24 protein-coding genes are annotated in these 26,951 nt (G+C 68.5%); 3 read left to right on the top strand and 21 right to left on the bottom strand.

What is annotated here, in order from left to right:
• The first annotated feature begins 23 nt into the window (after positions 1–23).
• Positions 24–1,229, top strand: coding sequence for a cytochrome P450 (locus ACLJRM_RS26915; protein ID WP_410664611.1), 1,206 nt, complete (start codon positions 24–26; stop codon positions 1,227–1,229).
• On the opposite strand, the gene ACLJRM_RS26920 is transcribed toward ACLJRM_RS26915, so the two are convergent.
• Both ACLJRM_RS26920 and ACLJRM_RS26925 read right to left on the bottom strand, forming a co-directional pair.
• Positions 1,226–1,867 carry a histidine phosphatase family protein gene (locus ACLJRM_RS26920; RefSeq protein ID WP_410664612.1) on the bottom strand — a complete coding sequence of 214 codons (642 nt, stop codon included), beginning with the start codon at positions 1,865–1,867 and terminating at the stop codon, positions 1,226–1,228. The two genes, ACLJRM_RS26915 and ACLJRM_RS26920, sit on opposite strands and share 4 nt — an antisense overlap.
• Before the next feature lie 97 nt (positions 1,868–1,964).
• A complete protein-coding gene (locus ACLJRM_RS26925; RefSeq protein ID WP_101610556.1) occupies positions 1,965–2,762 on the bottom strand; it encodes a TIGR03084 family metal-binding protein in 798 nt (265 codons plus the stop codon).
• 129 nt (positions 2,763–2,891) lie between these two features.
• Here ACLJRM_RS26925 and ACLJRM_RS26930 point away from each other — a divergent pair, with 129 nt between their 5' ends.
• Entirely contained in the window at positions 2,892–3,338 is a 447-nt protein-coding gene (locus ACLJRM_RS26930; protein ID WP_101610557.1) for a MerR family DNA-binding protein, read from the top strand.
• 112 nt (positions 3,339–3,450) lie between these two features.
• Here ACLJRM_RS26930 and ACLJRM_RS26935 read toward each other — a convergent pair whose 3' ends face one another.
• From ACLJRM_RS26935 to ACLJRM_RS26945, 3 genes are all read right to left on the bottom strand, one after another.
• A complete protein-coding gene (locus ACLJRM_RS26935) occupies positions 3,451–4,578 on the bottom strand; it encodes an acyl-CoA dehydrogenase family protein (protein WP_410664613.1) in 1,128 nt (375 codons plus the stop codon).
• A gap of 76 nt (positions 4,579–4,654) precedes the next feature.
• Positions 4,655–5,239 (bottom strand): DUF7010 family protein, encoded by a 585-nt coding sequence (locus ACLJRM_RS26940; RefSeq protein ID WP_410664614.1) that lies wholly within the window; start codon positions 5,237–5,239, stop codon positions 4,655–4,657.
• A gap of 45 nt (positions 5,240–5,284) precedes the next feature.
• A complete protein-coding gene (locus ACLJRM_RS26945; RefSeq protein ID WP_410664615.1) occupies positions 5,285–6,121 on the bottom strand; it encodes an alpha/beta fold hydrolase in 837 nt (278 codons plus the stop codon).
• Between the two features lie 251 nt (positions 6,122–6,372).
• On the opposite strand from ACLJRM_RS26945, the gene ACLJRM_RS26950 reads away from it, so the two are divergent.
• Positions 6,373–7,566: a type I restriction endonuclease gene (locus ACLJRM_RS26950; RefSeq protein WP_410664616.1), complete on the top strand. Its 1,194-nt coding sequence runs from the start codon at positions 6,373–6,375 to the stop codon at positions 7,564–7,566.
• Here ACLJRM_RS26950 and ACLJRM_RS26955 read toward each other — a convergent pair.
• From ACLJRM_RS26955 to ACLJRM_RS27030, 16 genes are all read right to left on the bottom strand, one after another.
• Positions 7,553–8,077: a winged helix-turn-helix domain-containing protein gene (locus tag ACLJRM_RS26955; protein WP_101610561.1), complete on the bottom strand. Its 525-nt coding sequence runs from the start codon at positions 8,075–8,077 to the stop codon at positions 7,553–7,555. The two genes, ACLJRM_RS26950 and ACLJRM_RS26955, sit on opposite strands and share 14 nt — an antisense overlap.
• A gap of 1 nt (position 8,078) precedes the next feature.
• Complete coding sequence (locus ACLJRM_RS26960; protein WP_410664617.1) at positions 8,079–9,341, bottom strand: sulfite oxidase; 1,263 nt, start codon at positions 9,339–9,341, stop codon at positions 8,079–8,081.
• Between the two features lie 68 nt (positions 9,342–9,409).
• Positions 9,410–10,168, bottom strand: coding sequence for a 4'-phosphopantetheinyl transferase family protein (locus tag ACLJRM_RS26965; protein WP_410664618.1), 759 nt, complete (start codon positions 10,166–10,168; stop codon positions 9,410–9,412).
• Positions 10,165–10,437, bottom strand: coding sequence for an acyl carrier protein (locus ACLJRM_RS26970; RefSeq protein ID WP_199192894.1), 273 nt, complete (start codon positions 10,435–10,437; stop codon positions 10,165–10,167). Before ACLJRM_RS26970 ends, ACLJRM_RS26965 begins: the two co-directional genes overlap by 4 nt.
• The gene (locus ACLJRM_RS26975; RefSeq protein WP_101610562.1) at positions 10,434–11,333 is read right to left on the bottom strand and encodes a 3-hydroxyacyl-CoA dehydrogenase family protein; all 900 of its coding nucleotides are present in this window, start codon (positions 11,331–11,333) and stop codon (positions 10,434–10,436) included. Before ACLJRM_RS26975 ends, ACLJRM_RS26970 begins: the two co-directional genes overlap by 4 nt.
• The gene (locus ACLJRM_RS26980; RefSeq protein ID WP_410664619.1) at positions 11,330–12,547 is read right to left on the bottom strand and encodes a hypothetical protein; all 1,218 of its coding nucleotides are present in this window, start codon (positions 12,545–12,547) and stop codon (positions 11,330–11,332) included. Before ACLJRM_RS26980 ends, ACLJRM_RS26975 begins: the two co-directional genes overlap by 4 nt.
• A 9-nt stretch (positions 12,548–12,556) precedes the next feature.
• Positions 12,557–13,714 (bottom strand): acyl-CoA dehydrogenase family protein, encoded by a 1,158-nt coding sequence (locus tag ACLJRM_RS26985; RefSeq protein ID WP_410664620.1) that lies wholly within the window; start codon positions 13,712–13,714, stop codon positions 12,557–12,559.
• A gap of 78 nt (positions 13,715–13,792) precedes the next feature.
• Positions 13,793–14,647 carry a class I SAM-dependent methyltransferase gene (locus ACLJRM_RS26990; RefSeq protein ID WP_101610565.1) on the bottom strand — a complete coding sequence of 285 codons (855 nt, stop codon included), beginning with the start codon at positions 14,645–14,647 and terminating at the stop codon, positions 13,793–13,795.
• The gene (locus ACLJRM_RS26995) at positions 14,644–15,210 is read right to left on the bottom strand and encodes a flavin reductase family protein (RefSeq protein WP_410600487.1); all 567 of its coding nucleotides are present in this window, start codon (positions 15,208–15,210) and stop codon (positions 14,644–14,646) included. The genes ACLJRM_RS26990 and ACLJRM_RS26995 overlap by 4 nt, the downstream gene beginning before the upstream one ends.
• Entirely contained in the window at positions 15,207–16,268 is a 1,062-nt protein-coding gene (locus tag ACLJRM_RS27000) for a MupA/Atu3671 family FMN-dependent luciferase-like monooxygenase (RefSeq protein WP_410664621.1), read from the bottom strand. The genes ACLJRM_RS26995 and ACLJRM_RS27000 overlap by 4 nt, the downstream gene beginning before the upstream one ends.
• A 1-nt stretch (position 16,269) precedes the next feature.
• Positions 16,270–17,511, bottom strand: coding sequence for an MFS transporter (locus tag ACLJRM_RS27005; protein WP_101610568.1), 1,242 nt, complete (start codon positions 17,509–17,511; stop codon positions 16,270–16,272).
• Between the two features lie 43 nt (positions 17,512–17,554).
• Positions 17,555–19,123: an amino acid adenylation domain-containing protein gene (locus ACLJRM_RS27010; protein ID WP_410664622.1), complete on the bottom strand. Its 1,569-nt coding sequence runs from the start codon at positions 19,121–19,123 to the stop codon at positions 17,555–17,557.
• Positions 19,111–20,094: a 3-oxoacyl-[acyl-carrier-protein] synthase III C-terminal domain-containing protein gene (locus ACLJRM_RS27015; RefSeq protein WP_101610570.1), complete on the bottom strand. Its 984-nt coding sequence runs from the start codon at positions 20,092–20,094 to the stop codon at positions 19,111–19,113. The genes ACLJRM_RS27010 and ACLJRM_RS27015 overlap by 13 nt, the downstream gene beginning before the upstream one ends.
• Positions 20,091–23,543: a thioester reductase domain-containing protein gene (locus ACLJRM_RS27020; protein ID WP_410664623.1), complete on the bottom strand. Its 3,453-nt coding sequence runs from the start codon at positions 23,541–23,543 to the stop codon at positions 20,091–20,093. The genes ACLJRM_RS27015 and ACLJRM_RS27020 overlap by 4 nt, the downstream gene beginning before the upstream one ends.
• A gap of 3 nt (positions 23,544–23,546) precedes the next feature.
• The gene (locus ACLJRM_RS27025) at positions 23,547–23,885 is read right to left on the bottom strand and encodes an acyl carrier protein (RefSeq protein ID WP_233222964.1); all 339 of its coding nucleotides are present in this window, start codon (positions 23,883–23,885) and stop codon (positions 23,547–23,549) included.
• Between the two features lies 1 nt (position 23,886).
• On the bottom strand, positions 23,887–26,928 hold the full coding sequence (locus ACLJRM_RS27030) for a condensation domain-containing protein (RefSeq protein ID WP_410664624.1): 3,042 nt from the start codon (positions 26,926–26,928) through the stop codon (positions 23,887–23,889).
• Positions 26,929–26,951: the final 23 nt, after the last annotated feature.

Below are 26,951 nucleotides of genomic sequence, written 5' to 3' on the forward strand. Positions count from 1 at the left end.
CCACGAGAAGAAGGGGGCAAGCCATGACCACGATCGCCGAAACCTGGGGTGTCCACGAAAGCCAGTTCTGGCTTCGGGACGAATTCCCGGCCGACCCGGTCCGTTTCGATCCCGAGGCGGGCATGTGGCACGTCTACGGCCACGCCGAAGCACTGAAGACCCTGAGTGATCCCAAGGTGTTCTCCTCCGACACCGCCCGCCTGATCCCCGCGGAGATGTCGCCGGAGAAGGACCAGTTCGTCGAAGGCAACCTGCTCCAGATGGACCCGCCGGACCACAAGAAGCTGCGCACGCTGGTGAGTCACGCCTTCACCCCGAAGGTCGTCGCCGATCTCGAACCGCGAATCGCCGAGTTGACGAACGAACTCCTCGACACCGTCGATGGCGCGGACTCGATGGAACTGGTGACCCACCTGGCTTATCCGCTACCGGTGATCGTCATCGCCGAACTGCTCGGTATCCCGGCCGGCGATCGCGACCTGTTCAAGCAATGGGTCGACAAGTTGCTGAACAACAGCCAGCAGCGGTCGCTGCTCAAGCAGACCGAGGAGGACAAGAAGGCCGCCGAGGAAACGCGCGAGCAGGTGAACAACCTGGTGAACTACCTCTCCGAGCACGTCGACGACAGGCGGCGGAACCCGCGCGAGGACCTGCTGACCAAACTCGTCGAAGCCGAGGTCGACGGCGAGAAACTGACTCAGAACGAAGTCGTCAACTTCGCGAACGTGCTGCTGCTCGCCGGGCACATCACCACCACGATGCTGCTCGGGAACACCGTGCTGTGCCTGGATTCCCATCCGGACGAGTACCGGCGCGTCCGAGAGGACCGTTCGCTGCTGCCCGCCACCATCGAGGAATCGCTGCGTTTCCTCAGCCCGTTCGCGCTCGTCGCGCGCGCCACCACGACCGAGATCGAACTGGGCGGCCGGACGATCCCGGCGGACAGCATGCTCTTCGTGTGGGTCGCGGCGGCGAACCGGGATCCGCGCACGTTCACGGATCCGGGGACCTTCGATCCGGCGAGGGCGCACAACCCGCACCTGGCCTTCGGCCGCGGGATCCACTTCTGTATCGGCGCTCCGCTCGCCAGGCTGGAAGGCAAGACCGCGCTGAACATCCTGCTGGACCGGTTCCCTGATCTGCGCACCGATCCGACCGCCCCGCCCGCGTTCATCCCCAGCCCGCACATGACCGGGGTGAACAAGCTCCAGCTGCTGCTGAAGCCCTAGCGGGCGGCGAACCGGGAGGCGAGCGGGACCACCACTCGCGGAATCCGCTTCCCCGGTGTGTACCGCAGTTCGGTGATGTCGCCGTTCGGCACGAGATAGGTGTCGGCGAACGTGCGGAATCCGCGCATGGCCTCGCTGTCCGGGGTGGTGGTCCCGGTCAGCAGCGACCACATGACGGCGCGGATGAAGAGCCCGTGCGTGAAGACGGCGATCGGCCCGGGTTCCCGCTCGCCCAGCCGCGCCAGGAATTCCTGGGTCCGGGTGAAGAGCGCGGCGAAGGATTCCGCGCCGTTCACCGCGTGGTGCGGATCGGCCCGGTTCCAGTACGCCTCCGTGTACGGCTTCCGGGTGGCCGTGGTGGTGACCTGTCCATGGAGTTCGCCGAGAAAGGTGAACTCCTGGACAGGCCACTCCTCGCACTCCACGCCGGGGAACCGTTCGATCGTCGGTTCGGCGGTCTGCCGCGCCCGCACGAACGGCGACGTCACGATCAACCGAGGCGGCTCGGCCAGCGATTTCGCGATTTCGCGGGCTTGCCGTCTGCCCAGTTCGGTCAGCACCGAAGCACCCGGCTCGCCGCCGGGAAGCCCCGCGTTCGTCTCGCTTTCCCCGTGCCTGATCAACCACACCCGTGCCACGATCGCCTCCTAGACCCCGTGTGCCTCGACGATCGCACCGAGTGGAGTTGATCGCGACTTCCAGGATGCCGTAATCACCGTGGCCGTGGTGTGGTTCTCAGCGGTCGAACTGCCCCGGCGCGCGCCCCTCGCCCGCGGGCCCGCGGTACGCCTGCGCGATGTCCAGCCAGTGGTCCGCCAGCGCGCCTTCGGCACGGACGTCGAGGTCGTCACGGTGACGGCGCCGCGTGACCAGCAGGCAGAAGTCCTCCGCGCTGCCGGTGATCCGCTGCCGCGAGTCCTCGGGTCCGAACGTCCACAGCTGGCCGGACGGCGAGGTGATCTCGAAGCGGAATTCCTGCTCCGGCGGGGTCAGGCCCCGGGCCTCGTAGCCGAAGTCCCGCACACGGACGGCGAAGCCGACGAGGTACGCGAGCCGGTCGGTCCGCTCCGGACGCACCCCTAACGCGTCCGCGACGTCCTGGCCGTGCGCGAACAGTTCCATCATCCCCGCGCAGGCGAGGATGGCCGGCGGCAGCGGGTTGACCAGCCACGGCACGACCTGGTCCGCCGGGACCGCGGCGAGCGCCTTGATACCGGCGTCGCGTTCGGCGCGCCACCGGCTCAGGAGGACCTCGTTGGGGTCACCGAGGTAGTCGTCGAGGGCCGCGTTGACGGCGGCGTCGAATCCACGTGTCATCGAGCTCTTCATGACTTCGGCGAACTTCTGCGGCTCGGCCGCGGCCAGTCCGGCGATCTTGAAGATGAAGGAGAGATGAGCGATCTGGTGCCTGACCGACCAGCCGCCCGCGGGGGTGGGCAGATCCCATCCCGCGTCGTCCAGCTCGGACACCAGGGCGTCGACCTGTTCACCCTCCGTGGTGAGATCCCTGATCACGTACCGGAAGTCAGTCACCGTGCCGTCCTCTCGCCGTTTCCACCCTTTCGAATGATGCGGGCACGCCGCGCCGTCGTCTTCTCCTCGCGAGCCCGGTCGAATTCCGGACTTGATTCTGGAGCCGGGTCCAAGTTCTACCCTCGGGACATGCGAACCGAAGCGACGACGGCGCTGACGGCGTTGACCATGTCCCAGGTGACGTCACGAGCCGGGGTGCGACCGGACACCGTGCGCTACTACGAGCGCATCGGCCTTCTGCCCGCACCGGCGCGGACCACCGGGGCACACCGTCGATACGACGAGGGCGTCATCGACAGGCTGCGGTTCATCCGGGGCACCCAGCGGCTCGGGCTCACGCTGACGGAGATCGGTGACCTGCTGAGCGTGCGCGACACCGGGGTGTGCCCGTGCGAACCCGCCGAAACCATGCTCGAACGCCATCTCGCCGAAATCGACGCCGAGATGACGCGGCTCGGCGCGCTGCGCGCCGAACTCACTTCCATGCTGTCCGGGATGTCCGGCGAGAGCTGCGCCGATCCCCTTCCCGGCGCGTGGTGCCCGCCTGACCGCGAACCCGGAAGAGGAGGTGGATGATCATGCGGAACGACGACTGCTGCGACTGTGACTGCAGCGGCACCGGCTGCTGCTGACCCGCTTCGGCGGGGCCGGCCGGGCGTGACGTCACCCGGCCGGGTCCCATCCGCGGTCAGTCCTGCGGCAGGAGCACCGTCTTCCCGATCAGGTCCTTGCAGACTTCGGCCGAATAGGCCATCAGCCCGCCCGCCTGCGCGTCCCGGAACAGTCGTTGGATCGGCGAAGTGCGCAGGAAGCCCGAACCGCCGCCAGCCTTCAGCGCCAGCTGGGCCACATCGCGGGCGATGTCGTTCGCGAGCACCTTCGCCGTCATGGTCGCGGGCAGGAACTCCGGCGAGTTCTGATCCGCCAGCCACGCCATGTTTTGGGCGTACATGCGCGCGGCTTCGAGGCGGGTGTGGACATCCGCGACTTCGAACCGCAGCCACTGCATCTCGGCGAGCGGCTGTCCGGTCACGGGAATGACGCGGCTTCGGGCGTGAGAGACGAGAGCGTCCTCCGCCGCGTCGGCTATCCCGAGTGACAAGAAGGCGAGCCCGGCCGAGATGTGGTTCGGGCGCCGTTCGGCCGAAGGCGGGCACCTGCGGTCTTCCCGCAGGACGGTCCCTTCGAAGGAGACGAGCTGGCTGCGGCTGGCGCGCAGTCCCATCGTGTCCCAGATGGGCACGAAGGTCATCGTGTCGTCCGGCGCTACGCCGAAGAAGGTGGGCACGCCGCCGACGAGCGCGTTGACCAGGAAGTGGTCGGCGGCTTCACAGCCGGAGACGAACCGCTTGGCGCCGGTGAGCCCGAACCCGCCGTCGACGGGCTCGGCGATCTGCTGCGGCATCAGGAACATGTTGCCGCTGCTCGGTTCCGACAGCGCGTTGGCGAACCGCTTGCCACCGATGAGTTCCCCGGCGTAGAAGCGGCCCGTTGCGGGATCGGACAGCTGGACCAGGCCGACCGCGGCACCGATGTGCATCACCCAGATACACGCCGTCGAGGGACAAGCGGCGCTGAGTATCCGGACGATCTCGCCGTAGGCCCGATAGCTGAGGTCCTCGCCACCGAACTCCGCGGGCAATGTCGCCCTGTCGAGTCCTGTCGCGTGCAACGCGCGAAGGTTGACGATGGGCAGTTCGGCCGTTTCGTCGAACTCGGCGGCCGTCGCGGCGAAGTCCTTCGCCAGTTCGGTGACGGTTTCGATCCAGTGGCGTTCGTGGGCGGGCGGGGCGAACGGATGGACGGGCTCGGTCATGACCGCATCATGCCGGAATCGCGAAGGCCCCCTCGCCGTCATCGGGCGCAAGCCGGGTCCAGCTGACGATCTTCGCCTACGAAGCCGGGCTCGTCGCTCCCTGACGAGCCGTGTCGAGCAGCCCGGCGACGACGGTCGCCCAGAGGATCACGGCCCCGCCGAAGCCCGGCACGAGCCGCCAGGCCGCCGTCCAGCCCGCGATCGCGAGCACGGCCGCGAGCACGGCGACGACGTACAACAGCACGCTCAGCACCAGGAAACGCCGCGACCCGAACAACTTCGCGAACGGCAGGAAATGCAAGCCGACCACGAACAGCACCCACGCGGGCACGGCTTCGGGAACTTCGAAGACCGCCGAGAGCACCCGCGCTCCGGCGAAGATCCCCACCAGCATGAGCAACACGGCGATCCCGTACCGCTTGCCGAACGGGCTCTCCTCCCGGCCGCCGCCCGCGGGCAGCCCGGCACCGCGACGGGCGGTCAGGAGGAGCCAGCCCACCAGGCCCAGTACCGCGAGGACACCCAAGACGACCAGCGGCATCGATCCGCCGGAAACGGAAGAGGCCCCGAAGAACCACCACCCGGCCCCGAATCCCACCCCGATCGCGGAACTGATCAGCAACGTGATCAGGTGCCCCTTGGTGAATGGTCCGTCCGTCATCGTTCTCGGGTCTCCTCCTCCCCCGGCGGAACAGAACCCCGGGGCTCAGACGAGCCCGGCGAGAATAGCCGCCGCCTCCTTCGGGTGGATGAGGAAGCGGACGTGACTGCTTTCGAGCGAACGCACGTCGGTCGGGTTGTCCGGGGTGAGCGCGTCCGCCTCCTTGATGAAGCGGTCCTGCAGCGCGAGCGGGACCGACAGGTCTCCGGTGAGCCTGACGTAGGTGCGCGAGATCCGGCCCCAGGTGGCGGCGTCGGCCCTCTCGGTACCGGCGTCGAGGCTCTCGTCCGGCTCAAGAGTGTTGAGGTAGGCGAAGAACTCCTGCTCGGTGCCGTCTTCGAGCATCGCCGTCTTCAACGCGGCGAGCAGTGCGGGATCGGCGGTACGCCAGTTCATCCGGAGCGCGCCGAGCGCGGCGGGGTCGGCGACGACGACACCGCCGACGTCGTTCAGCGCACTGGTCGCGTACTCGGGCTCCTGCATGTACTCGCCCAGCGTCAAATCGACGGCGCACCAAGCGGAGACGTAGACGATCCGCTCGATCAGCTCCGGGACGGCGTTGCCCACCCCGGTGAGCACGACCCCGCCGCGGCTGTGGCCGACCAGGATGACCGGCCCGTGCACGGCGACCTCGCGCACGATGTCCACCACGTGCTCGACGGCTTCGGCGGCGGTGACGCCTGCCTGGTTCGACGGCGCCGTGGCCAGCGCCGCGAGGTCTTGCGGCGCCTGGTAGGCCGCCTGGAAACCGGCGCTGAAACCGTGGCCGGGAAGGTCGACGGCCAGCGTGCGGTGGCCGAGCAGGGCGAGCTCGCGCTGCAGCGGGCCCCAGGTGAACGAGGCGCTGTTGGAGCCGTGGACGAGAACGTAGGTCGGAGTCACGGTCCGTATCCTGACATTCCGGCTTCGCCCGGGTGATGATCATGAGCGATAGATCATGCGCCGCGACCCCACGGCCTTCCGGCGCCCGGGCTTGTTACGCAGTCACTTGACCACCTCCCATGTAGTCGATAGATCACCGGATGTAACACGAGAGCCGCTGCCAACGACCTATGTCCCGCGACACAGACGCGAGCTTCTGGGGACAGGCGCGGCCGAGGCCCGCCCGAGAACATGTCAAATGGAGGGCAAGCATGGAGATCGCAGAGCGCGCACAAGCTCTGGCTCTGAAGATCCGGAAGCACAAGGCCGATATCCAAACGGAAGAAGCCACCAAGAACGCTTTCGTGATGCCCTTCATAAGTACAGTCCTTGGTTACGACGTCTTCAACCCCGCCGAAGTCATCCCTGAGTTCACGGCCGACGTCGGAACCAAAAAGGGCGAGAAGATCGACTATGCCATCGTGCACGACGGGCAGGTGCAGGTCCTGGTCGAGGCCAAAAAGATCAACGATCCGCTTCGTATCGAGCACGCGTCCCAGCTTTTCCGGTACTTCGCCGTCACCAACGCAAGGATCGCCATCCTCACGAACGGCGAGACGTACCAGTTCTACACCGACCTGGACGCGCCGAACAGAATGGACGCGAAGCCCTTTCTGGTCCTGGATTTTTCGGATATCGACGATACCCTTATCCCAGAGCTCGCGAAGCTGAGCAAAGAGTCCTTCAACTTGGACTCGGTCATCAACGCGGCCGAAGAGCTCAAGTACATCGGCCAGATCAAGCGCATCCTCGCGACCCAGTTCAAGACGCCCGAGGACGAATGGGTGAAGTTCCTGGCCTGCCGTGTCTACGAAGGGTCCTTCACCCAACGAGTTCGCGAACAGTTCGCCCCGCTCGTGGAGAAGGCGACCCGCCAGTTCCTCAACGAGCAGGTCAACGACCGGCTGAAGAACGCGCTGGGCGGGCCCGATTCCTTCGTCAGCGTTTCAAGCGGAGCGTCCGAACTTCCCGAGCAAGGTACTCCCGCCGAGAGCCAGCCAGCGGTGCCCGAGGAAGCAAGGGCGCGTGACAGCAACGGCGATGTGGTCACTACCGAAGAAGAACTCGAGGGGTACCGGATCGTACGTGCCATCGTTTGCGGAGAGGTCCCGGCAGCGCGGATCGTCGCCCGTGACACGAAGACCTATTTCGGCGTACTTCTCGATGACAACAATCGCAAGCCTATCGCCCGGCTGTGGTTCAACCGTTCAAAGAAGTACCTCGGTATCTTCGACGAGAACAAGGTCGAGACACGTATCCCCATCGCGGCGGTCGAAGACATCTACCAACACGCCGACCAACTCCGGAAGACCGTGGCTCGATACAACTCTTCGGTCGCCATCGAGTCCAAGGCGCCCGAAGACTCTGAGCCGAACTTCGCAGACTCCTCGCTCAGTCCGCGATGAGTACCTGGCCCGCACCGTCGAACCGGTAGCCGACCCCGCGCACCGTGGTGATCGGCGTCAGCACGGGTTCCAGCTTCCCTCGGATCTTGCGGACGTGGACGTCCACGGTCCGCCCGTTGCCGCCGCTCAGTTCCCACACCCGCGCCATCAGGGTGCCGCGGTCGAAGACGCGGTCCGGGTTCCGGCTCAGGAACAGCAGGAGATCGAACTCCAGTCTGGTGAAATCCAGGACCTCGCCGCACAACAGCACTCGCCGCGAATCCGGCTCGATACGCAGTGGTGGCGCGGAATCGCCGAGGCGCCGCCGCCGTCCGGCGAGTTCGACGACCTGACCGGAGTTCGTCTCGCCCTCGTGGAACGTCCGTGCCGTCAGCGTCACGCCGACAGTGTCCTCAAAGGACCGGAGCAGGCGCGCGGCGATCGCGGCCGCGTGCTCGGAGTCGGTGCTCACCCGCAACGCCAGGGTCAGCTCGACGGTCGGCTCCCCGTTCACCGCGACCGACTGCGTCATCTCACACCACCCGGACCGGATGGCGGACGACGGCGTCGAACAGGTAGCCCTGGGTGTTGTGCGGGGTGACGTCCGGCTGGGCGGCACCGGTGATGTCGGTGGCCCGCGCCCGCAGGGTGTGCGTGCCGGAAGCCTTGGGGCGCCACGGGATCTCCCAGCGTTGCCAGCCGCGATCCGCCGAAGTGCCCACGAACTTCGCCTGCCGCCAGCCGGTGCCGGCGTCGACTTCGACGCGCCGGATCCGGCCGTTGCCCGACCACGACCGGCCGCGCAGCACATGCCTGCCGTCCGCCGCGAATTCGGCGTTCCACGGCAGTTCGAACGCGCTCTTGACTACCTGCCGGGTCACCACCGTGCCCTCCGCCGGATAGCCCGGCCCGAGCAGCCGGTAGTACTGGGTGTTCCAAGGCGACACCAGCGGCATTTCCGAGACTTCGACGCGCCCCAGCCATTTGATCGACGAAATGCCCACCCAGGACGGCACGACGAGCCGCACCGGGTGGCCGTGGTCCGGCGGGAGCGGCTGCCCGTTCATCTCGTAGGCCAGCAAGACGTCCTGCAACGCTTTCGCGATCGGCAAGGGACGGCGGACCTTCCCCAGGTTCGCCCCGCCGGTCACGTAGTCGGCGTCCAGTCCTTCCGGGAGGACGTCCACCGCGTGCCGCGTCAGTCCCGCCTTGGCCAGCACGGTGGAGAGCCGGACGCCGCGCCAGCGCGCGACCCCGATCGCGCCGAGCTTCCACGCCGTGCCGGATACCGCCTGCCCTTGCTGGCCGGTGAAGAAACTCCGGCCGTTGCCCGCGCATTCGATGGCGGAGGTGATCGTCTCCGAAGGCAACCGGAGCAGGTCGCGGTAGGTGAACTCGACGGGCCTGTCCGCCGTCGGCGCACCGCGCAGTCCCGTTCCGAACAGCTTCAGGCGCCAGTCTGCGGCGTCGATCGACGGGGTGGCGGTGTGGTTCCGCACGAAGAACCGGTCGATCGGCGTCAGGTAACCCTGACCGCTCAGAGCCTCCCAGCGCGTTTCCGCGTTGGTGCCGTGGACCTCGAAGAATTCCGGCGGCAACGGTTTCACGATCGGCGAGGCGGCCGAAGCCATCCCCACCGGAAGCGTCCCGAACGCCGTCAGCGCGAGGGTGCCGCCTGCCGCCAGGCGAAGCAGCCCGCGCCGGGACATCCCGTCACCTCGCGCTTGCCCGGCCCGCCACTGCGCGAGCCGTGTGCGGTCGTAGGTGGCTTCGTCGGTCAGGCCGGTTCCGGTCATGCGGGCCATTGTCGGCAGCGACCGTCCGTGCGGACCAGCACGTCCACAGAGCGGAACCGGTTGCGTCTTCACGCCAAAAGCGTGCTCCCGTCCAGTTCGCGAACCTCGAGGAGCCGGGCCCCGAGCACCGCGACCGACGCGACATACCCGTGGCCCGCCGTGAGGTCTCTGATCGTGACCTGGCCTGCCAGGTCGTCCCGGCCCTCCGCCGCCACCAGCCTCACCCTTTCTCCCGGCGGGGAAAGGGTGAGACCGGCCAACGGCGTCCGCAATCCGTCGCCCGTCGCTTTGACGATGGCTTCCTTCCTGGTCCAGGACGTGTAGAAAGCCGCGAACTCGTCGACGCCGGGGGTGGCGGGCCGGGCCGCTTCGGCAGGGGACAGCAAGTACGCGGCCATCCCCCGGACGTCGGCGTCGGCGCGGATCTCTTCGACGTCGACGCCGACGGCACCGGCCCGCGACACCGCGACCGCGATCCGCCTGCCCGAATGCGACACCGAGACCTCGATGTCCCCGTCGAGGACGGCGGGCTTGCCGTGCGGGAGGGCGCAGTCCGGACAGGACCGGGTGATCCGGACCCGCTCCGGCGCCACGCCGGTGTAGCCGCCCGCCGTGAGGCGGAGCAGGGCGCAGCCCACGGTGAACCGGTCCCGGTCCGCCTGCCCCGCGATCCCGGCACGGCGCGCCCGTTCGACCGGGTCCAGCAGTGCCAGGTGCCGATCGGACGCCTGCGCGGTACTCGCCCACCACACGTGGCAGGCCCCCGGTGGCAGCGCGCCGGGCAGGGGCGCTGCCACCGGGGAGACGGCCGAGGACGTCGTGGTCACGACGCCGTGGCGCCTTCCTTCTCGGCGACGGCGCCGAGCCTGGATTCGACGAACTTGGCCACGTGGTTCACCGTCCGGAAGTTGGCGATGTCGAGGTCGGCGGGGACCACGGCGACGCCGAAGGTCCGCTCGACCCACATCACCAGCTGGACGGCGAACATCGAGCTGACGCTGCTGGTGGCGAAGATGTCGTGATCGTCGGTGAGTTCGGTGTCACGGACGTTCTGCGCGATGAAAGCGCGGATGATCGAAATGCGGTCCTCAGTCATTCGGCACCTGCCATCGTCCCGGCGTTGACCGGCTCGTAGGGAAAGAAACCATGGCCGCTCTTGCGGCCCAGTCGGCCGGCCGCGACCAGTTTGCGGAGCAGTGGGGCCGGCCGGAACTTGGGATCGTTGAAATTGTCGAGCAGCACTTCGAGGGAATAGAGCACGGTGTCCAGCCCGATGAGGTCCGCGGTCTCCAGCGGTCCCATCTGGTGCCCGAGGCACTGCCGGAAGAGCCGGTCGATGTCGCCCGCCGAGGCGATGTTGTCCTGGAGCAGGAGAATCGCCTCGTTGACCGAAAGCATCGCGACACGGTTGGTCACGAAACCCGAGGAATCCTCGACCACGACGCAATCCTTGCCGATGCGGCGGAAGACCTCACGGGTGAGTTCGATGGTCTCGGGCGAGGTGTGGAACCCGCGGATGACCTCGACCAGCGGCTTGAGCGGTACCGGGTTCATCAGATGGGTTCCGATGACCCTGTCCGGGCGTTCGGTCACCGAGGCCATCTTCGTGATGGGGATGGCCGAGGTGTTCACCCCGAAAACGCACCGCGGCGAGCAGATCCGGTCGATCTCGCGGTACAGGTCCTGCTTCACCTCCCAGTTCTCGGTGACGTTCTCCACCACGAAATCGACGTCGGCGAGTTCGTCCGCCTCGGTGGTGAAAGTGATGCGCGAGAGCACGTCCGCGGGCGTGCTTCCCGCGAGCGCGCGGTTGAGCATGCCGTAAAGCCTGGCGTTGTTGGCGATCTCGTCGCGTGCGCGGTCGAGGGCGGCACGGGAGGTGTCCACCAGCACCACGGGCAATCCGCCCGCGGCGAACGCGTGCGCGCCACCGATGCCCATCGTGCCGGCGCCGAGTACGCCGACGCGCCTGACCGTAGTGGTGTCCGTCATCGATCTCCCCTGGTCGCTCGAAGAAGCCGCTCGGCCCGCTCCCGTAGCGGTTCCGGCCAGCCGGCCATGTCCCATCCGTACTGGCACAGCACCGCGTAGGTCAGGCGCTCCAGCCCGAAGCCGACGCAGGCCGAATACACCACCTCGTCGTCCGGGCCCCTGATGCCGAAGGCCTCTCCGAAATGTTGTTCATGAAGGTTGAACGAGCCGACCGCGATGCTCTGCCCCTGCGGGCCGACATCCAGGTGCAACTCGTGCTTGAGTTCGAGCAGCCGTTGCGAAGACGCTCGCGCCGCTCCTTCGACACTGGCGAAGAACGGGTCGTTGGCGACCTCGCACCGCCCGGCGAGCCCGAGTTCGGCGACCAGTTCGATCGCGCGGTCCCGGAACCGGTCCCTGGCGCTCCGGACGAACTCGGCCGAGCCGAGGAAGACCGTTTCCCTGATGGTGAAGTCCGCCAGCCGTTCCAGTGTCCGGTGGTAGCGGGCCTCGTGCCGGAACGATCCGCCCTTCGCCGTCACCACCATGTTCTCACTGTCCAATGTGGACCCGGAGAACTGGTCGAAGGTGTGGTAGCACATCGTCGGCGGCAGGCACCGGTCCACCGGACCGCATTTCCCGAGGATGTGTTCACCGATCTGGGCGCGCTCGGTGACTTCCTTCGCGAAGGCGCGATAGGTGTCGACGTCGCCGTCCAGCCGGGCGGCGAACATCATGTGCTGCGGGAACGACGACAGGTAGCCACTGCGATGCAGCGCGGTGACCGGGAGCAGCGTGGGATACCGGTACTCGCGCGCGTCGAACTCGTCGTCGATGATGCGGCGCAGCAATCCGTCCAGCGTGTTCAGCGCGGTGATCGCCGGTTCGCCGAGCGCCACCTGACCGGGGCCGATCTCGTGCACCACGCCATCGGCCAGCATTCCCTCGAAGACGTCGGCAAGCGGCACCTGGGTGGAGTCCGATCGCCACACCACCTTCGGCGGCGTCGGCAGCTGGGTCCGCACGTCGTTCTCGACGACGAACTCCAGTTTCCTGGAGAGTTCGCCGGCGTCCGCGGGCTCGTCGGTCGTCACCACGACGGCGACCACCTCGTTGCCGGAGAAGACCAGCTGGAAGTCGACGATGTCCTCCGACACGAAGTAGACGCGGCGGCGCAACTCGTCGAGATGAGCGTCGATCAGCGGTTTTTCCAGATCGAGCCGATAGTCGTGCATTCGTCCTCCTCAGACCGACGTGGGAACACCGAGCAGGCCGGCGATGATGGACCGTTGGATTTCCGAGGTACCGCCGTAGATCGTGCCCGCCAGCACGTCCCGCAGTTCCCGTTCGATGCCCAGTTCTTCGGTGTAGCCACGGGCACCGTGGATCTGCATCGCGTCCAGCGCGCTGACGCTCAGGCTCTCGCTGACATACAGCTTCAACATCGACGCCTCGTGCAGGGCGAGCCTGCCGCGCGAGCGCAGCCAGCCGACCTTGTAGAGCAACAGCCGCGCCAGTTCCAGCCGCACCCGCATGTCGGCGATCTTGTGAGAAACCGCCTGGAAAGCGCCGATCGCGCGGCCGAACTGCTGGCGGGTGCTCGCGTATTCGACGCAGCGGTCGAGCAGCCGCGCCAGCACACCGACCCCGCTGGCGAACATGAACCCGCGTTCCCACTCCATGGTGGAGGTGAACAGCTGATATCCGGCACCTTCGGCGCCGAGCCGCTGATCCTCGCGGAGCACGCAGCCGTCGAAGACGATCTCGCCCATCGGCGTGCCCCGCAACCCGGCCTTGGGGATCAGTTCCGTGGAGAGACCGGGGGTGTCCCGCTCCACCACGAAGGCGGAGATCGACCGTTGCGGTGCTTCCGTTTCACTCGTCCTGGCGAACACGATGAACAGATCGGCGCGCGGGCCGTTGCTGATGAACTTCTTGGTGCCGGTCAGGACGTAACCGTCCCCGGACCGGACCGCCTTGGTGGTCAGGGCGAGCATGTCCGACCCGGTCTCCGGTTCGGACAGCGCGTGCGCCCCGACCATCGAGCCGTCGCACAGCGGCGGCAGCCACCGCCGCCGCTGCTCTTCCGTCCCGTGGTCGGCGATGTAGACCGCGCAGGCGAACACGTGGTTGTTGATCGCGAACACCAGGCCGTTGTCGGCACATCCGTAGCCGAGACCTTCGTAGGCCATGATCGCGGTGAGCGGATCGTAGCCGGAACCGCCGTACTCGGTCGCGATCGGCCAGCCGAGCACGCCGAAATCCGCGCACAGCTTCCAGCCGTCCTCGTCGAACGTGCCTTCCCGGTCGTGTTCCGCCGCACGCGTACCGATCGTGGTCTTGGCGAACCGGATCACCCGGTCACGAAGTTCTTGTTGTTCAGCAGTAGGCGCGAAGTCCATCCCGTTCCCCTCCCCAGTGAATACCGGCCGTCCCCTGTCGGTACAAGCTTCCTCCCGGATGAATCCCTTGCGTTGTCGTCATTTCGCCAGCGGGGCCTTGTCCTGCTCGGCCTGTGCCGCGTGCTCGATCGCGCTCGACCGCAGGTCGTCGCTGAAATCGACGACCTGGGTGCCCGCCCGCGCGTAGCGCCGCTTCACCGCGCCGCCGGTGCGACGGAGCACGGTCAGGCTGTTCTGCGCGAGTTTGTGCGGTTCGAGCAGGTTCACGATCTCCATCTCGCCGGGCTTGGACCGCTGGATTCCCGCCAGATAGCGCAGAATCGCGTCCCCCTCGGGATAGGTCATCAGGTAGTGCAGGATCACCAGGCCGCCGTCCGGGTTGATCAGCTCCCAGAAGTTGTCCACGAAGTACAGGCACTCCCACGCGTCGACCCACGCCAGGTCGATCGGCGTCAGCTCCGCGGGCAGGAGGTCCGCGCACTCGCGCAGGTCGGCGTTCACGACCGTCACCCGGTCTTCGAGGTCCAGTTCCCGCAGCACCGTCCGCACCCTGCCCGCGGAAGATTCCTCGATGGACAGATCGTCCACCGCGACGAGGGTGGGCCGATACGGCTCGAGGTAGTAGTCGGGTCGCGCCAGCGGAGGTTCTTCGTTGAGCCAGGTTTCGTCCAGCTCGCCTTCGCGGTCGAGGTAGGGCCGGGACTTCGCGGCCAGCGCCTCCGACTCGGCGCGCACCAGCTCCTCGACTTCGGCGAGCGCGCCCGCCAGGAACGGCGTGGTGTAGCCCATTCCCACTTCGAGGACCCGGCGCGGGCGGACCAGGTGGACGAGCGACTTCAGCAGCGGCCCGACGGATTCCGTGCCCATTCCGGGCACCCGCAGCCGCTCGACCGCGGCACGGAACTCCGCACTGTCGGTCCTTTGTGGACTCATCGCTGTTTCCCTTTCGGACTCGGTCGGCCGGGTTCGGTGAACTCGCTGTGCAGGAACAGCAACGGAGGGCGGCCGGTCAGCACGTCGAACGCGCGTACCGCGCCGATCAGGACGGCGTGATCGCCGACGGGATGGATCCGGTCCAGCACGCAGTCGAAGTAGCCGACCCCTTCGGGCAGGATCGGACAGCCGGTGTACGGGGCAGCTCGCCAAGGTATGTCCACGAAGGATCGCGCACCGGACGGGCGTTTCGGGTCGGCGAAGGCACGGGCGACGCCCTCTTGGCCGGCGCTGAGCATGGTCACCGCGAACACCGCCGAGGAGCTGATGTGCCGGTAGGTCCGCGAATCGTGGTTCACCGACACCAGGATCATCAACGGGTCGACCGAAACCGAGGTGAAGGCGTTCACGGTCATTCCGTGCGGCTGCCCGTCCACGACGGTGCTCAGGACCGTGACCCCGGTCGGGAACCGGCTCGCCGTGCGGCGGAACCGTTCCCCGGTCCGTTCGAGGCTGGAAGCGGGCGGGGCCGCCTCCCGCGTGCCGCCGTCGCGAGGGTTCACGAGCCGGTGGGCGCGGTCGACAGCTCCCGCACCTGGTTGAGGTGTTCGAAACCGGCCAGCACGGTCTCGGTGGGCACCCCGAAGTCGATCAGGCAGGCGACCTCGTCGACTCCGGCGTCACGGAATCGCTCCACCATCTTCTGCGCTTTGCCGACAGTGCCGAGGAGCGCGCCGTCGTCGTAGTACCGGTCGAACGAGCGCCCCACCAGGAAATCCACGTCTTCCTTGTGCAGCTTGGCCGGATCGAGCTTGCGCGCGCCGTTGAGCTGGGAACCCAGCAGCAGACCGAGCGAGCTGCGCAAGTAGTCGTGCAGCGGCTCGCGGACCTGTTCGCGCACCTCGTCCTCGTCGTCGCCGAGGCAGGTGTGCACCATCAGCGCGACCCGCCCCGGCCATCCGTCGGCGTCTTCGCGTTCGGCGATCGCACGGCGGTATTCGGCGATCTTCTCGGCGAGCTCGTCGAGGTCCTGACCGAGCAGGTGGGTGAGCAGGCCCGCACCGGCCCGTCCGGCGGCGCGGAAGGTTTCGGCGTTGCCCGCGCTGGTGACCCAGACCGGCAGCTCCGGCTGGACCGGCGGCGGGAAGACGCGCACCTGCTGCTCGGTGCCGACACCGTCGACGACGGACATGGCCTCGCCACGCCACAGCCTGCGCACCTGGTCCACGTACTCCACCAGGATCTGCTTGCGGTCCCGGTAGTTCTCCGGGCGCAGCGCGAAATCCACGGCGTGCCAGCCGGACGCGAAGGAGAGGCCGACCCGTCCTCCGGAGAGGTTGTCCACCACCGACCACTCTTCGGCGATCCGGATCGGATGGTGCAACGGCGCGACCACGCTGCCGGCGCGGATCTGCACCCGCTCGGTGATCGCGGCCACCGCCGCGCCGGTCACCGACGGGTTGGGGTAGAGACCGCCGAAGGAATGGAAATGCCGCTCCGGCGTCCACACGGCCGTGAAGCCGTTGGCGTCCGCGAACCGCGCCCCGTCCAGTAGAAGCTGATAGCGGTTGCGGTCACGTTCGTGGCTGTCGTTGGCGAAGTAGAACAGGCTGAAGTCCATGTCACGCCCCTGTCACGGATTCGGTCGCGGATGCGGACGGCTGTCGAGTGCGCAGTGCCCATCTGGTCGCCGACGGCGCGGCCACGCCCGCGGCGATCATCGCCACCCCGAAGATCAGCCAGCCAAGCTGGCCGACGCCGACGATCAGCCCGGTCACCAGCACGGGGGTGACCATCGTGCCGAACTGCGTCGACATGCCGAAGAACCCTTGGTACTGGCCCTGCGCGTGTTCGGGCGCGAGGCCGAAGGACAGCGACCACGAACCCGCGCTCCACAGCATCTCGCCGAAGACGTGCGCCAGCGCGCCGGCGACGAGGATGAGCACCGCCAGCCACGTCGGCTGCCCGGCCGCGAGCGCGAACAGCGCGCAGCAGGCCGCCAGCAGGAAACCCGACCGGCGCAGGGCTTTGGCCCCGCCGGGGGGCAGGTCGCTTCCCTTGCTGGTCCGCACCTGGAGCAGCACGACGGTGACCGTGTTGAGCAACAGCAGCGCCGAGTACAGCCACGCGGGCGCCTTCGTCTGCTGGATGATCCACAGCGGCAGCGCGACGGTGAGGATGACCGTGTTCATGGTGAGCACGGCGTTGAGCAAGGAAATCGTCGCGTACGGCTTGTCGCGCAGCACGACGAGCCGCGCGCCCTCGGACTGCGCGGGTACCGGGGGCACGGTGGGCAGCCTGAAGTACGCCAACCCCGCCGAGATGACCAGCAGACCGCCGCCGATCAACACCGAGATGTAGGCCGTGCGGGTGTCGAAGTGCAGCCCGATACCGCCCGCCACCGCGCCGAGGGAAACCCCGAGATTGCTGATGGACCGCAGATAGGACCAGGCGCGTACCCGTTCCTCCGGCCGCGTGATCCCGGCGATGAGCGCGCCCCGCGCCGCGTCCGTCGCGGATTCCGCGATCAGCACCAGACTGGTCGCCACCAGAAGGGTGACGAATCCGCCGACGAAGGCGTAGCAGCACATCAGCGCGCCTTGCAGGCACATGAAGACGATCGTGGTGTTGCGCGGGCCGAGGAGGTCGGCCGCCTGCCCGGCGGGCACGCTCGCCGCCATCCCGAGGATCCCGCCGATCGTGAGCGCGAGCCCCACCTCACCGGCCGGGATCCCCGCGGTGCGGGTGAAGAACAGGATGCTCACCGCCATGAACACGCCGTTGCCCACGGTCTTCGCCAGATTGCTCAGGCACAGCACGCGGACCGGCCCCGGCGGGGGGATCAGTTCTCGGAGGTAGGACATCAGCGAGCGATTCCTTTCTCTGCGCGGTTTCGGATGTCCATCGCTACGCCTTGACCGGACGGCGGGCGGGCAGCAGATCGCGCAACCCGTTCCGGTCGATCTTGCCGTTGGCGTTGAGGGGCAAGGAATCGAAATGCTCGAAGCGCCGCGGGACCATGTGGATGGGCACCTGGTCGCACAGCCAGTGCAGGAAACGCAGGGGCGCCTGCGGCTCGCCCGTGTAGCAGCCGACGAGTTCGGTTTCGTCCTCGTTCTTGATCGCGAGCACGACCGCGTCCCGGATCTCGGGGTGCCGTCGCATGGCCGCCTCGATCTCGCCGAGTTCGATCCGGTAGCCGCGGACCTTGACCTGGTTGTCCAACCGTCCTAAATGGACCAGGTTGCCGGACTCCCACCGCACCCTGTCCCCCGTGCGGTAGTAGTGCGCCTCGGTCAGCGGCCCGTTCCCGTCGTACACCGTCGTCCCGGTGTCGTCGTGGGTGAGGAACCGGCCGACGTCGTCCTGAGGGTCCAGATAGCCGTCGAAACGCTGGGAGCCGCGGACACAGAGCTCGCCCTCCTCCGCGGGAAGCCCGGCCTCGTCCAGGATCACGTGGTCGAGGAAGTCGTACACCGGACCGATCGGTACCGTGTCGTTCGTGGTGACGGGCCAGTGTGCCGGATCGTCCGGCAGCCGGAATTCGGTGCAGGCGACGGTCAGCTCGGTCGGGCCGTAGACGTTCTCCAGTACCGCGTCCGGCGCGACGGCCCGCCACTCCCGCGCCTGCCGTCCCGTGAGCTGTTCGCCGATGAACAGGCTGTAGCGCAGTTCGCTCACCCGTCCGGTCGGAAGGTTGCCGAGGTCCGCGCTGACCGAAACCACCGAGGGCACCGAGAACCAGTGCGTGATCCGGCGCTGGGCCAGGTAGTCCACCGGGGTCAGCAGTTCGGTGCGCCGCGGGACGACCAGGGTCGCGCCGCCGCCCCAGGTGACGAAGAGATCGAAGACCGACGGGTCGAAGGTCAGATCGAAGGCGTGCGACATCCGGCAGCAGGGCTTCACCTGGTAGCGCTCGATGTTGTGCGCCACGTAAGGCGACAGATTGCGATGCCGGATCGGCACGCCTTTGGGGCGGCCGGTGGAGCCCGACGTGAACAGGACGTACGCGACGTCGTCACCGGTCGTCTCGCGCGGCCGTGGTCCGCCGGTGGGCCGGGCCGCGAGCACGTCCTCGTCGGCGGGTGTGAGCACGGTGGCGGTGAGGTCGTCGCCGAGCTGCGCGGAGCCCGCTTCGTCGGCCAGCACCAGATCCACGTTCGCGAGCTCGCAGACCGTGCGGTTGCGGGCCGCCGGGTACTCCGGATTGAGCGGGGTGAGGACCGAGCCGAGGTACAGGCCGGCGAGATAGCCGGCGTACGCGACCACGCTGCGGGAAGCGAGCAGCGCGATTCGCTCCGGCGCGCGGCCGTGCTCGGCGACGATCCGGCCGGCGAGCGCCAGCGCGCATTCGTGGAGCCGCGCGTAGGTCAGGCCGACCTCCCGCACTTCGACCGCGGTCTCGTCCGGCCACCTGGCCGCCGACGCGGCGAACCAGTCGTACAGCGTTTCCGGTGTGCCGTTCAGACTTCCCACAACGTCACCGCCCAGGCCGCCACCGGGCTGTTGTTCAGCACCAGCACGAGATCGCCCTCGGACAGCTCGCCGGTGGCGAGCAGCCGGTCGAGGTTGAGCACGACGTCCATCGCGCCGAGGTGCCCGTACTCGGTCAGCTGCGCCAGGCAGACGTCGTGGATCGGCAGTTCGAGCAGCGACGTGTAGAAGCCGAACGCGCTCGCCACGACGTTCTGCATCAGGGTGGTGGCGACGGCGTCCTTGCCGACTCCGGCTTCGGCGAGGACCCGGTCGACGAGGCGGCTGAGCCGGAATTGGCTGTGCGTCGCGAGTTCGAAGCTGTACCTGGACGGGTCCAGGCACTCCTCGCGCCACTCGTACCAGGGCGTCTGCTTGTAGTCCACGCGGAACAGGTCGTTGAAGGAGCCGTCGGTCTCCTGCCGGTGCCCTCGCAGCACCGGACGGCCGCCCCGGACCATCGTCATCGCATACGCGCCGTCGCCGACCACGGTGACGGGGAACCGGATCCGGTCCGCCCCGGTCGGACGGCTGGTGTGCGTGATCATCACGCTCTCGCGGCCGGGATCGGCCACCAGCAGGTCCCGCGCCAGCGCCCAGGCGGCGCTGGAGCCGGTGCAGCCCAGCCCGTCCACGCTGAAGGCGAACGCCGAGTCCATCTTGTTCTCCGCCTGCACGCGGCACACGTCCGAGCCGAGCAGCACGTCCGGTGACCGCGGGCCGACCATCAGCAGGATGTCGGGGTCGACGGGATGCTCGGCCAGCAGTTCCCGGCAGGCCTGCGCGGCGAGGGCGGCCTGCTCGGTCTCGGTGAACACCCCGACGGTCCGCACGCCGCATTTCTCGACGAATTGGAGCTCTTCATGGCCGAGCTGGGCGAATTCCGGCAGGTCCGTGACCGCCACCCGGTCTTCGGGCAGCAGACAGTGCATCGCGCCGATACCGATCGCGCCGGAGCCGTCTTCCCTGGTCATGAGCGCGTTCCCCTCGTCCTCACGAGATTCGCCACCAGTTCGCCCGCCGCGGCCTTGCCTTCGGCCAGGTACTCCAGCCCGCCGCGCAGCAGCTCTCCGGTCGGTTCGGAACTCAGTCCGGAACGGCTAAGCCAGTCCTGCCAGCCCTTGGCTTCCATGTCGTCCTCGCCGAGGTTCTCCTCGCCCTCGAGTTCGTAGAGGGTCATGTTCGACAACACCTCGTCACCCGTCGCCAGCGCCTTTTCGGCCACCCGCCGCTTCCATTCCTCCGGATCGACGGCCTCGGTCGGCAGGCCGGCTTCGGCCAGCAGCTCGAACATCTGCCGCGGGTTGATCAATTTCTCGTGCACCAGGTGATACGCGCGGCCGACCGAACCCGGGACGAACGAGAGTTCCGCGATGGCCTTGGCCACCACGTCGACGGGCGCCATCGGCCAGGCACGCTCGTCGAGCGGATGCGCGCCCACCGCGAGACCGCTGGCCAGCAGATGCCAGACCAGGTCCTTCTCGTTGCAGGCCCCCGTCGCCCGGGAAGAGACGATGACGCCCGGCCGGAACACCCGGACCCGCATGCCGTCGCGCTCAGCCCGTTCCAGCAGCCGTTCGCCGACCCATTTGCTGACGCCGTACCCGCCCTGCTCGGGATCCAGCGGTTGTTCCCTGGTCTCCAGGATCTTCCCGCCGGTGCCCATCGCGATCCCGGTCGCCGCGACGGTGGAGACGAAGGAGAAGTCCCGGATTCCGTTGCCCCGCATCCACGACAGCAGGTCGACCATCGGCAGCAGGTTGCTCTCGCGCAGGACCCGGTACGGCTCGGTGAAGACCACCCGGGCCGCGCAGTGCAGCACCCGGCCCACCTGCGTGGCGAGCTCGCCGTCCCGGTACTCGCGGCAGACCCTGGCGATGTCGTGCAGGTCGCCGGGCACCACGTGGACGCGGTCCGAGTCCGTTTCCGGCAGCCCCAGCGCCTTCGCCGCGTTGCTCAGCCGCTCCCGGCCCTCGGCCTCGTCGGCGGCCCGCACCAGGCAGTAGATCCTGCCCTCGGTCGAGGCCAGCAACTCGTGCAGCAGGAACGCGCCGAGGAAGCCGGTCGCGCCGGTCAGCAGCACATCGGTACCCGGCGCTTCCGTTTCGGCCACGTCGGCCAACGGCAGTTGCAGGTCGGCGTCCATCAGGTCGCCGTCTCCGTCCGCGACCTGGTAAACGGCTTCGTTGCCTTCGGCGCCGAGTTTGCCCCGGACGATCTGGGCGACCCTGCGCACCGTGGTCCGGCTGCCGCCCGAGCGGTGCACGTTGATGAGGACCTGGTGGCGCTGCTGGACCTTCAGGGCCATCTGGACGTACAGCAAGGAGGTCCCGCCGAGCAGACCGAATTCGTCGTCCACGCCGATCGTGGAGACGCCGAACAGATCGCGCCACAGATCGAGCAGTTCCGCCTCGATCGATCCGGGCTCCTCCGGGTTCACCGCACTCGCTGTGTCCACAGTGGACTCGGTGGACCGGGACCAGCTCGAAGGCGCGGCGATCGGCGGCATCCTGTCGAGTGCCCAATACCGGCGCCGGGAGAACGGATACGTCGGCAGCGCGACCCGGCGGCCGCGGCCACCGGAGGCCGTCTCCCAAGCCACGTCGACACCGTGCAGCCAGGCCGCCGTGAGCGCCTCCTCGACCCGGTCCGCGAGCACACCGGGGTCGGTGTCCGGTTCGAGCGCCAGGACATGGCGGGCCGGTCCCGGTTCGCCGGTGCCGACGAGCAGCACGAACTCGTCCGCCGACGGTCGCGCGGGCACCTCCCGCACCACTTCGGGCTTGCCGGGCAACGCGGCGAGCACCGCGCGCGGCACGTCCAGTCCTTCCGGCGCGACGACGATCGCGCGCCGCGCGGCGGTGGTGCGCATCGTGCGGGCGGCGGGCGGACGGGGCAGGCGCAGCACCGACGCGAGCTCACCGGCTGCGGCGGTCACCACCCGGCGCTCGGTGAAGGACCGCCGTCCGACCCTCAGCGTGTGCGCCACGTCCGCGACGGCGGGCGCGCCGGTGTCCAGCTCATCGGCGAGCCGCACGGACAGCGCGTCCAGCTCGGCGCGACTGCGCCCGGACAGCACCAGCCGGACGACCTCGGTATCCGGTGCCGGAGGCCGCACGGGCGCGGGCGGCGGGGCGAGTACCGCGACGGCGTTCGTGCCGCCGACGCCCATCGAGTTGACCAGCACGTGCCGGTCCCGGTCGAGGTTCGAACTCGCGCTCGTCGGCACGAAGAACGGGCTTTCGGCGAGGATGCCGGGATCCCGCGGCCGGTCGAACATCGGCTGCGGCGGCAGGTTCCCGGTGCGCACGATGTGCACCGCCTTCAGGAAACCGGCGATTCCGGCGGTGGCGCCGGTGTGCCCGATGTTCGCCTTCACCGAGCCGAGCCCGCAGAATCCGCTGTCGGAGGTGGTGGCCCGCAGGCCGTCGGTGAGCCCCAGCAGCTCGATGTGATCGCCGAGGGCGGTGCCCGACCCGTGCGCCTCGACGTACCGCAGCAGCCGCGCCGGGACGTCGGCCACCCGCAGCGCGGCCGCGACCACGTCGGCGACCCCGGACGGCGTCGGCGCGGTGAAGCCCGGCCGGTTCGAGCCCTCGTTCCCGATGGCGCTGCCGCGGACCACCGCAAGGATGGGATCGCCGTCGGCGAGCGCGTCGGAAAGCCTGCGCAGGGCCACCACGCCGATCCCCGAGCTGAACGCGGTTCCGGTCGACGTGGCGTCGAAGGAGCGGCAGTAGCCGTCCTCGGAGGTCAGGCCGCCCGGCTGGTACCGGTACCCGGTGACCGGCTCGGCGATCGTCGTACCGCCGGCCAGCGCGATGTCGCATTCGCCGGAGAGCAGGCTCAGGGTCGCGTAATGCACCGCGTACAACGAGGACGAACAAGCCGTCTGCACGCCGACGGTCGGCCCGCGCAACCCCAGCTTGTAGCCGATCCTCGACGTCATCAGGTCCCCGAGGCCGCCCAGCGTCAGCCCGAGGTCGTCGAACGCCTCGATCAGCCCGGACTCCATGGTCTTCGCCGCGAGCAGCGCGGCCGAGTACCGGCTCGGCGCGCCTCCCGCGAAGATGCCGGTCACCGGCCCGTCCGCGCGCGGCGGATGTCCCGCGGACTCCAGCGCCTCCCAGCAGCTTTCCAGGAGCAGCCGGTGCTGCGGGTCGATCGTCTCGGCCTCGGTGGGCGACACCCCGAAGAACTCGGCGGCGAAGTCTTCCGCTCCCGGCAGGGTCGCGGCCACCCGGACGAAGTCAGGCGCCTTCAGGTCCACATCGGACACACCGGACGCCCGGAGCCGGTCCTCGTCCTGTTCCCGCATGGAAACCACACCGGCGTCGAGGTTCCGCCAGAAGCGTTCCGGGGTCCAGGCGTCGGGAAAACGGCAACCGGCGCCCACGACCGCGATATCGGTCTCGTTCGTCATGGGTCAGTTGCCCGCTTCGGTCGGCTGGGTGCGCCGTGCCATGCCGAGCAACCGGCCGCGTTCGCGACCGCCGAGCTCCGCGGGTCCGGCGGTCTCCTCGCTGCCGAGCAACGCGGCCTGTGCCACCACCGTGCTGTGCTCGAAGAGGTCGGCAGCTCTGAGGTCGCGTTCGGTCATGCCGTTGAGCTGCTCCCAGAGCAGCAGCAACAGCAGCGAGTTGCCACCGGCGTCGAAGAAGTTGACCTCCAGCGGAACGGTTTCGACGGCGATGTCGAGCGCGTCCGCCCACGCGCTTCGCACCTTGCCGACGATGTCGGGCTCAGCGATCACGGTCTCGTTCACTTCAGTTCCCCTTATTCGCTTTCGCATCCGGATCAGCCGTCAGGTTCATCGCCTTCGTCACGAGCGCGGCGAGGAGATCGGTGATGGTGTCTTCGTCGAACAGGTCGGTCAGATAGGAAGCGGACAGCAGCAGGTCGTCGGCGAGTTCGGTGACGGTGAGCTCGAACTCGTACTTGACGTGCAGCGGCCGCAGCGGGAGATAACGGGCTTCGATGCCGGGAGACAGCTCGGCGGGCGTCGGCACGCCGTCGGCCGAAGCGAGGTACACCGGCGTCACCGGCGGCCGGTCGAGGCCGCGGTCGGGATGCACCGCCGACGCGATCGCGTCGAACGGCACGTCCGCGTTGCGGTAGCAGGAAACGCTCGCCTCACGGACCCGGCCGAGCAGCTCCCGCCAAGTGGGCTCACCGCTCGAATCCACCCGGAGCACCAGCGTGTTGACGAACATGCCCACCGCGTTCGCGGACTCCGGCGCGTCCCGGCCCACCCAGGGGATCGCGAACAGGAAGTCCCGTTGCCCGCTCCGGCCGCCGAGGGTGCTCGCGAGCAGCGCCGCTGTCGCCATGAAGGTGGTACAGCCGAGTTCGCCGCAGACCTCGCGCAACCGGGCCGTCAGTTCTTCCCCGAGATTCACCCGGCGGGACGCGCCGAGGGTCGGCTGGGTGTTCGTCCGCTGCCGATCGTACGGGAGCAGCACATCGGTCGGGGCACCGTCCAGTTCGGACACTCGCACGGCGGCCCGCTCTTCCCGCGACGCGGCCGCCGGAGAATTCGAACCGTCCACTTGGGACGGATGGACGGGTGCCGGAAGCTCGGCGGGCCGGCCTTCCCGCTCGGCCCGATAGGCCTCGGCCAGCTGCTCGGACAGGATCTGCTGCGACCACCCGTCATTGACGATGTGGTGCGCGCTGACCACGACCAGCGTCCGGTCTTTCCGCGTGATGACCTCGGCGCGCGCGAGCGGGCCCGTCGCCAGGTCGAACCCGTCCCAGCTCACCTTCGCCAGCCGGGCCTCGAGCCGGGCGTCGTCCCACCGTTCACCGTCGCTCACCATGATCTCGGGGGGCGGCGAGTCCGTGCGGTAGAAGAGCCGCCGCAACTTCCGGTCGAGCTCGAACCGGGAACGCAACGCGGGATGGCGGCCGAGGACCTGCTGAAGCGCCCTGCGGAGCGCGTCCTGGTCGATCGCGCCCCGCAGTTCGATCACCATGGGGAGCACGTAAGCCGACCGCAGCCCGGCGATCCGGTCGAGGAACCAGAATCGCTGCTGCACCGAGGTCGCCGGGTACCGGTCCGCCGGATCCGGTGCCGCGCCGCCGGTCTTTTCGGCCGGCGCTTCGGCACCCGCGGCGAGCAACCGGCCGAGCCCGGCGACCGTGGGGTCGGCCAGGAAGTCGGCCGGGGGCACCCAGACACCGTGGCGCCGCTGAGCCTCGGAAAGCATGTGGACCGCGAGCAGGGAATGTCCGCTGAGGGAGAAGAAGTTCGTCTCCGGAACCAGGTCCGCGACGGTGAGCGTCAGATCTCCCTTGGCCACCTTGGGCAGCACGTCCACGAAGAGGTCCGCGGCCCACCGCTGCTCCTCGGTGAACTCGCCCCGCCAAACCTCGGCCGGAGGCCACTCGGGCTCTTTCTCGACGTCCTCCGGGTCCGGCTCCCAGCCCGCCAGCCTGTCGTCGACGTCGTCGATCCCGGCGAGCAGGTCGCGAACGGTGCTGCCGGGTTCGGCCACCGCCTTCGTGAGAACGGCCAGGAAATCGTCGCCGACGAACCGGCCCATGCCGCCGGGGTGGCGATCGGTCGCGAACTCGACCATGCCGGTGATCTCGTCCTGGTTCTCCTCCAGCAGCAAAAGGAGGTCGAACTTGGCCGTACCGGTCGGAAGCTGGACCGGCGGAGTCCACAACTCCGGAGCGGGCGGCTTCGGCGCCGGCACGTTCTGCAGCGCGAATCCCACGTCCACCAGTCCGACGCGGGCGCCCTTCGCCGCGGCGACCTCAGCGGTCAGCTGGTTGAACGGGATCCGTTGGTAGGTAAGGGACCGGAACGCCTCTTTCCGGGTATGCCCGCAGAGTTCGGCGAACGTCCAGTCCGTTTCCGAACGGCATTTCAGCGGCACGGTGTTGACGAAGAACCCGGCCAGCTTCTCCAGGTCCGGGTGCGGGCGGTTGGCGGCGAGCGTCCCCACCAGGAATTCCGGCTGCCCGGACCATCGCCGCAGCACCAGCTGAAACGCGGCGAAGAGCAGCACATACGGTGTCGCGCGCAGGGTCTTCGCCAGCTCTCGCAGGTTCGCGACCACCGGTCCGGGCACCGTGAAGGTGTGCTGAGCGCCGGGAACAGAACCTTCCGGGGAGCCCGCCCGGGCCCGTCGGCCGGTGAGGTTCACCCCGCCGGGCACGGTCAGCAGATCCGCCGCACGGTCGGCGACCCGTTGCCGCAGCTCGGGATCGGCGCCCGCCGCACGGTCCCACACCGCGAAATCGGCGTACTGGACGTCCAGCCCGGGCAACGACGCCGGCCGTCCCTCGATCGCTTCCTGGTACGCCTTGCCGAGATCTTCCAGCAGCACCGCGATCGACCAGCCGTCGATGGCGATGTGGTGGATCACCAGCAGGAGCGCGTCCCCGGACGGAGCGCCGCGCCACACCGTACAGCGCAGGAGCGGACCCGCGGCCAGGTCGAACGGTTTCGCGGCTCGTTCCTCGGCTTCCGCGCGGATCCGTTGCCCCGCCTCCGTGACGCCGCCGAGCTCGATCACCTCGACCTCGGCGGCTTCGGCGTCCCCGACCACCTGCACCGGCTGTCCATTTCGGACCTGGTACGTCGTGCGCAGGATCTCGTGTTTCGCCACCACGGCGGTCAAAGCGGCGCGCAGCGCTTCGGGGTCCGCCCGGCCGCGCCAGTTCATCAGCATCGGAACGTTGTAGGTCACCGAACCCGGTGTCGTGGCGTCGATGAACCACAGCCGTTCCTGTGCGAACGACAGCGGCGCGACACGAGCGCCCGACCGGGTCAGGGCGGGCAAGGTCGAGTTGGTCAACGGTTCCCCCGGTGGTTCGTTGC

It is taken from the genome of Amycolatopsis sp. lyj-84 (assembly GCF_046549075.1).
Lineage (GTDB): Bacteria > Actinomycetota > Actinomycetes > Mycobacteriales > Pseudonocardiaceae > Amycolatopsis.

What these genes read in the sequence shown, in the direction of transcription:
- ACLJRM_RS26915 (WP_410664611.1), top strand. Translation starts at nt 24, where the DNA reads ATGACCACGATCGCCGAAACCTGGGGTGTCCACGAAAGCCAGTTCTGG.
- ACLJRM_RS26930 (WP_101610557.1), top strand. Translation starts at nt 2,892, where the DNA reads ATGCGAACCGAAGCGACGACGGCGCTGACGGCGTTGACCATGTCCCAG.
- ACLJRM_RS26935 (WP_410664613.1), bottom strand. Translation starts at nt 4,578, where the DNA reads ATGACCGAGCCCGTCCATCCGTTCGCCCCGCCCGCCCACGAACGCCAC.
- ACLJRM_RS26940 (WP_410664614.1), bottom strand. Translation starts at nt 5,239, where the DNA reads ATGACGGACGGACCATTCACCAAGGGGCACCTGATCACGTTGCTGATC.
- ACLJRM_RS26950 (WP_410664616.1), top strand. Translation starts at nt 6,373, where the DNA reads ATGGAGATCGCAGAGCGCGCACAAGCTCTGGCTCTGAAGATCCGGAAG.
- ACLJRM_RS26955 (WP_101610561.1), bottom strand. Translation starts at nt 8,077, where the DNA reads ATGACGCAGTCGGTCGCGGTGAACGGGGAGCCGACCGTCGAGCTGACC.
- ACLJRM_RS26960 (WP_410664617.1), bottom strand. Translation starts at nt 9,341, where the DNA reads ATGACCGGAACCGGCCTGACCGACGAAGCCACCTACGACCGCACACGG.
- ACLJRM_RS26970 (WP_199192894.1), bottom strand. Translation starts at nt 10,437, where the DNA reads ATGACTGAGGACCGCATTTCGATCATCCGCGCTTTCATCGCGCAGAAC.
- ACLJRM_RS26975 (WP_101610562.1), bottom strand. Translation starts at nt 11,333, where the DNA reads ATGACGGACACCACTACGGTCAGGCGCGTCGGCGTACTCGGCGCCGGC.
- ACLJRM_RS26980 (WP_410664619.1), bottom strand. Translation starts at nt 12,547, where the DNA reads ATGCACGACTATCGGCTCGATCTGGAAAAACCGCTGATCGACGCTCAT.
- ACLJRM_RS26985 (WP_410664620.1), bottom strand. Translation starts at nt 13,714, where the DNA reads ATGGACTTCGCGCCTACTGCTGAACAACAAGAACTTCGTGACCGGGTG.
- ACLJRM_RS26990 (WP_101610565.1), bottom strand. Translation starts at nt 14,647, where the DNA reads ATGAGTCCACAAAGGACCGACAGTGCGGAGTTCCGTGCCGCGGTCGAG.
- ACLJRM_RS27000 (WP_410664621.1), bottom strand. Translation starts at nt 16,268, where the DNA reads ATGGACTTCAGCCTGTTCTACTTCGCCAACGACAGCCACGAACGTGAC.
- ACLJRM_RS27005 (WP_101610568.1), bottom strand. Translation starts at nt 17,511, where the DNA reads ATGTCCTACCTCCGAGAACTGATCCCCCCGCCGGGGCCGGTCCGCGTG.
- ACLJRM_RS27015 (WP_101610570.1), bottom strand. Translation starts at nt 20,094, where the DNA reads ATGACCAGGGAAGACGGCTCCGGCGCGATCGGTATCGGCGCGATGCAC.
- ACLJRM_RS27020 (WP_410664623.1), bottom strand. Translation starts at nt 23,543, where the DNA reads ATGACGAACGAGACCGATATCGCGGTCGTGGGCGCCGGTTGCCGTTTT.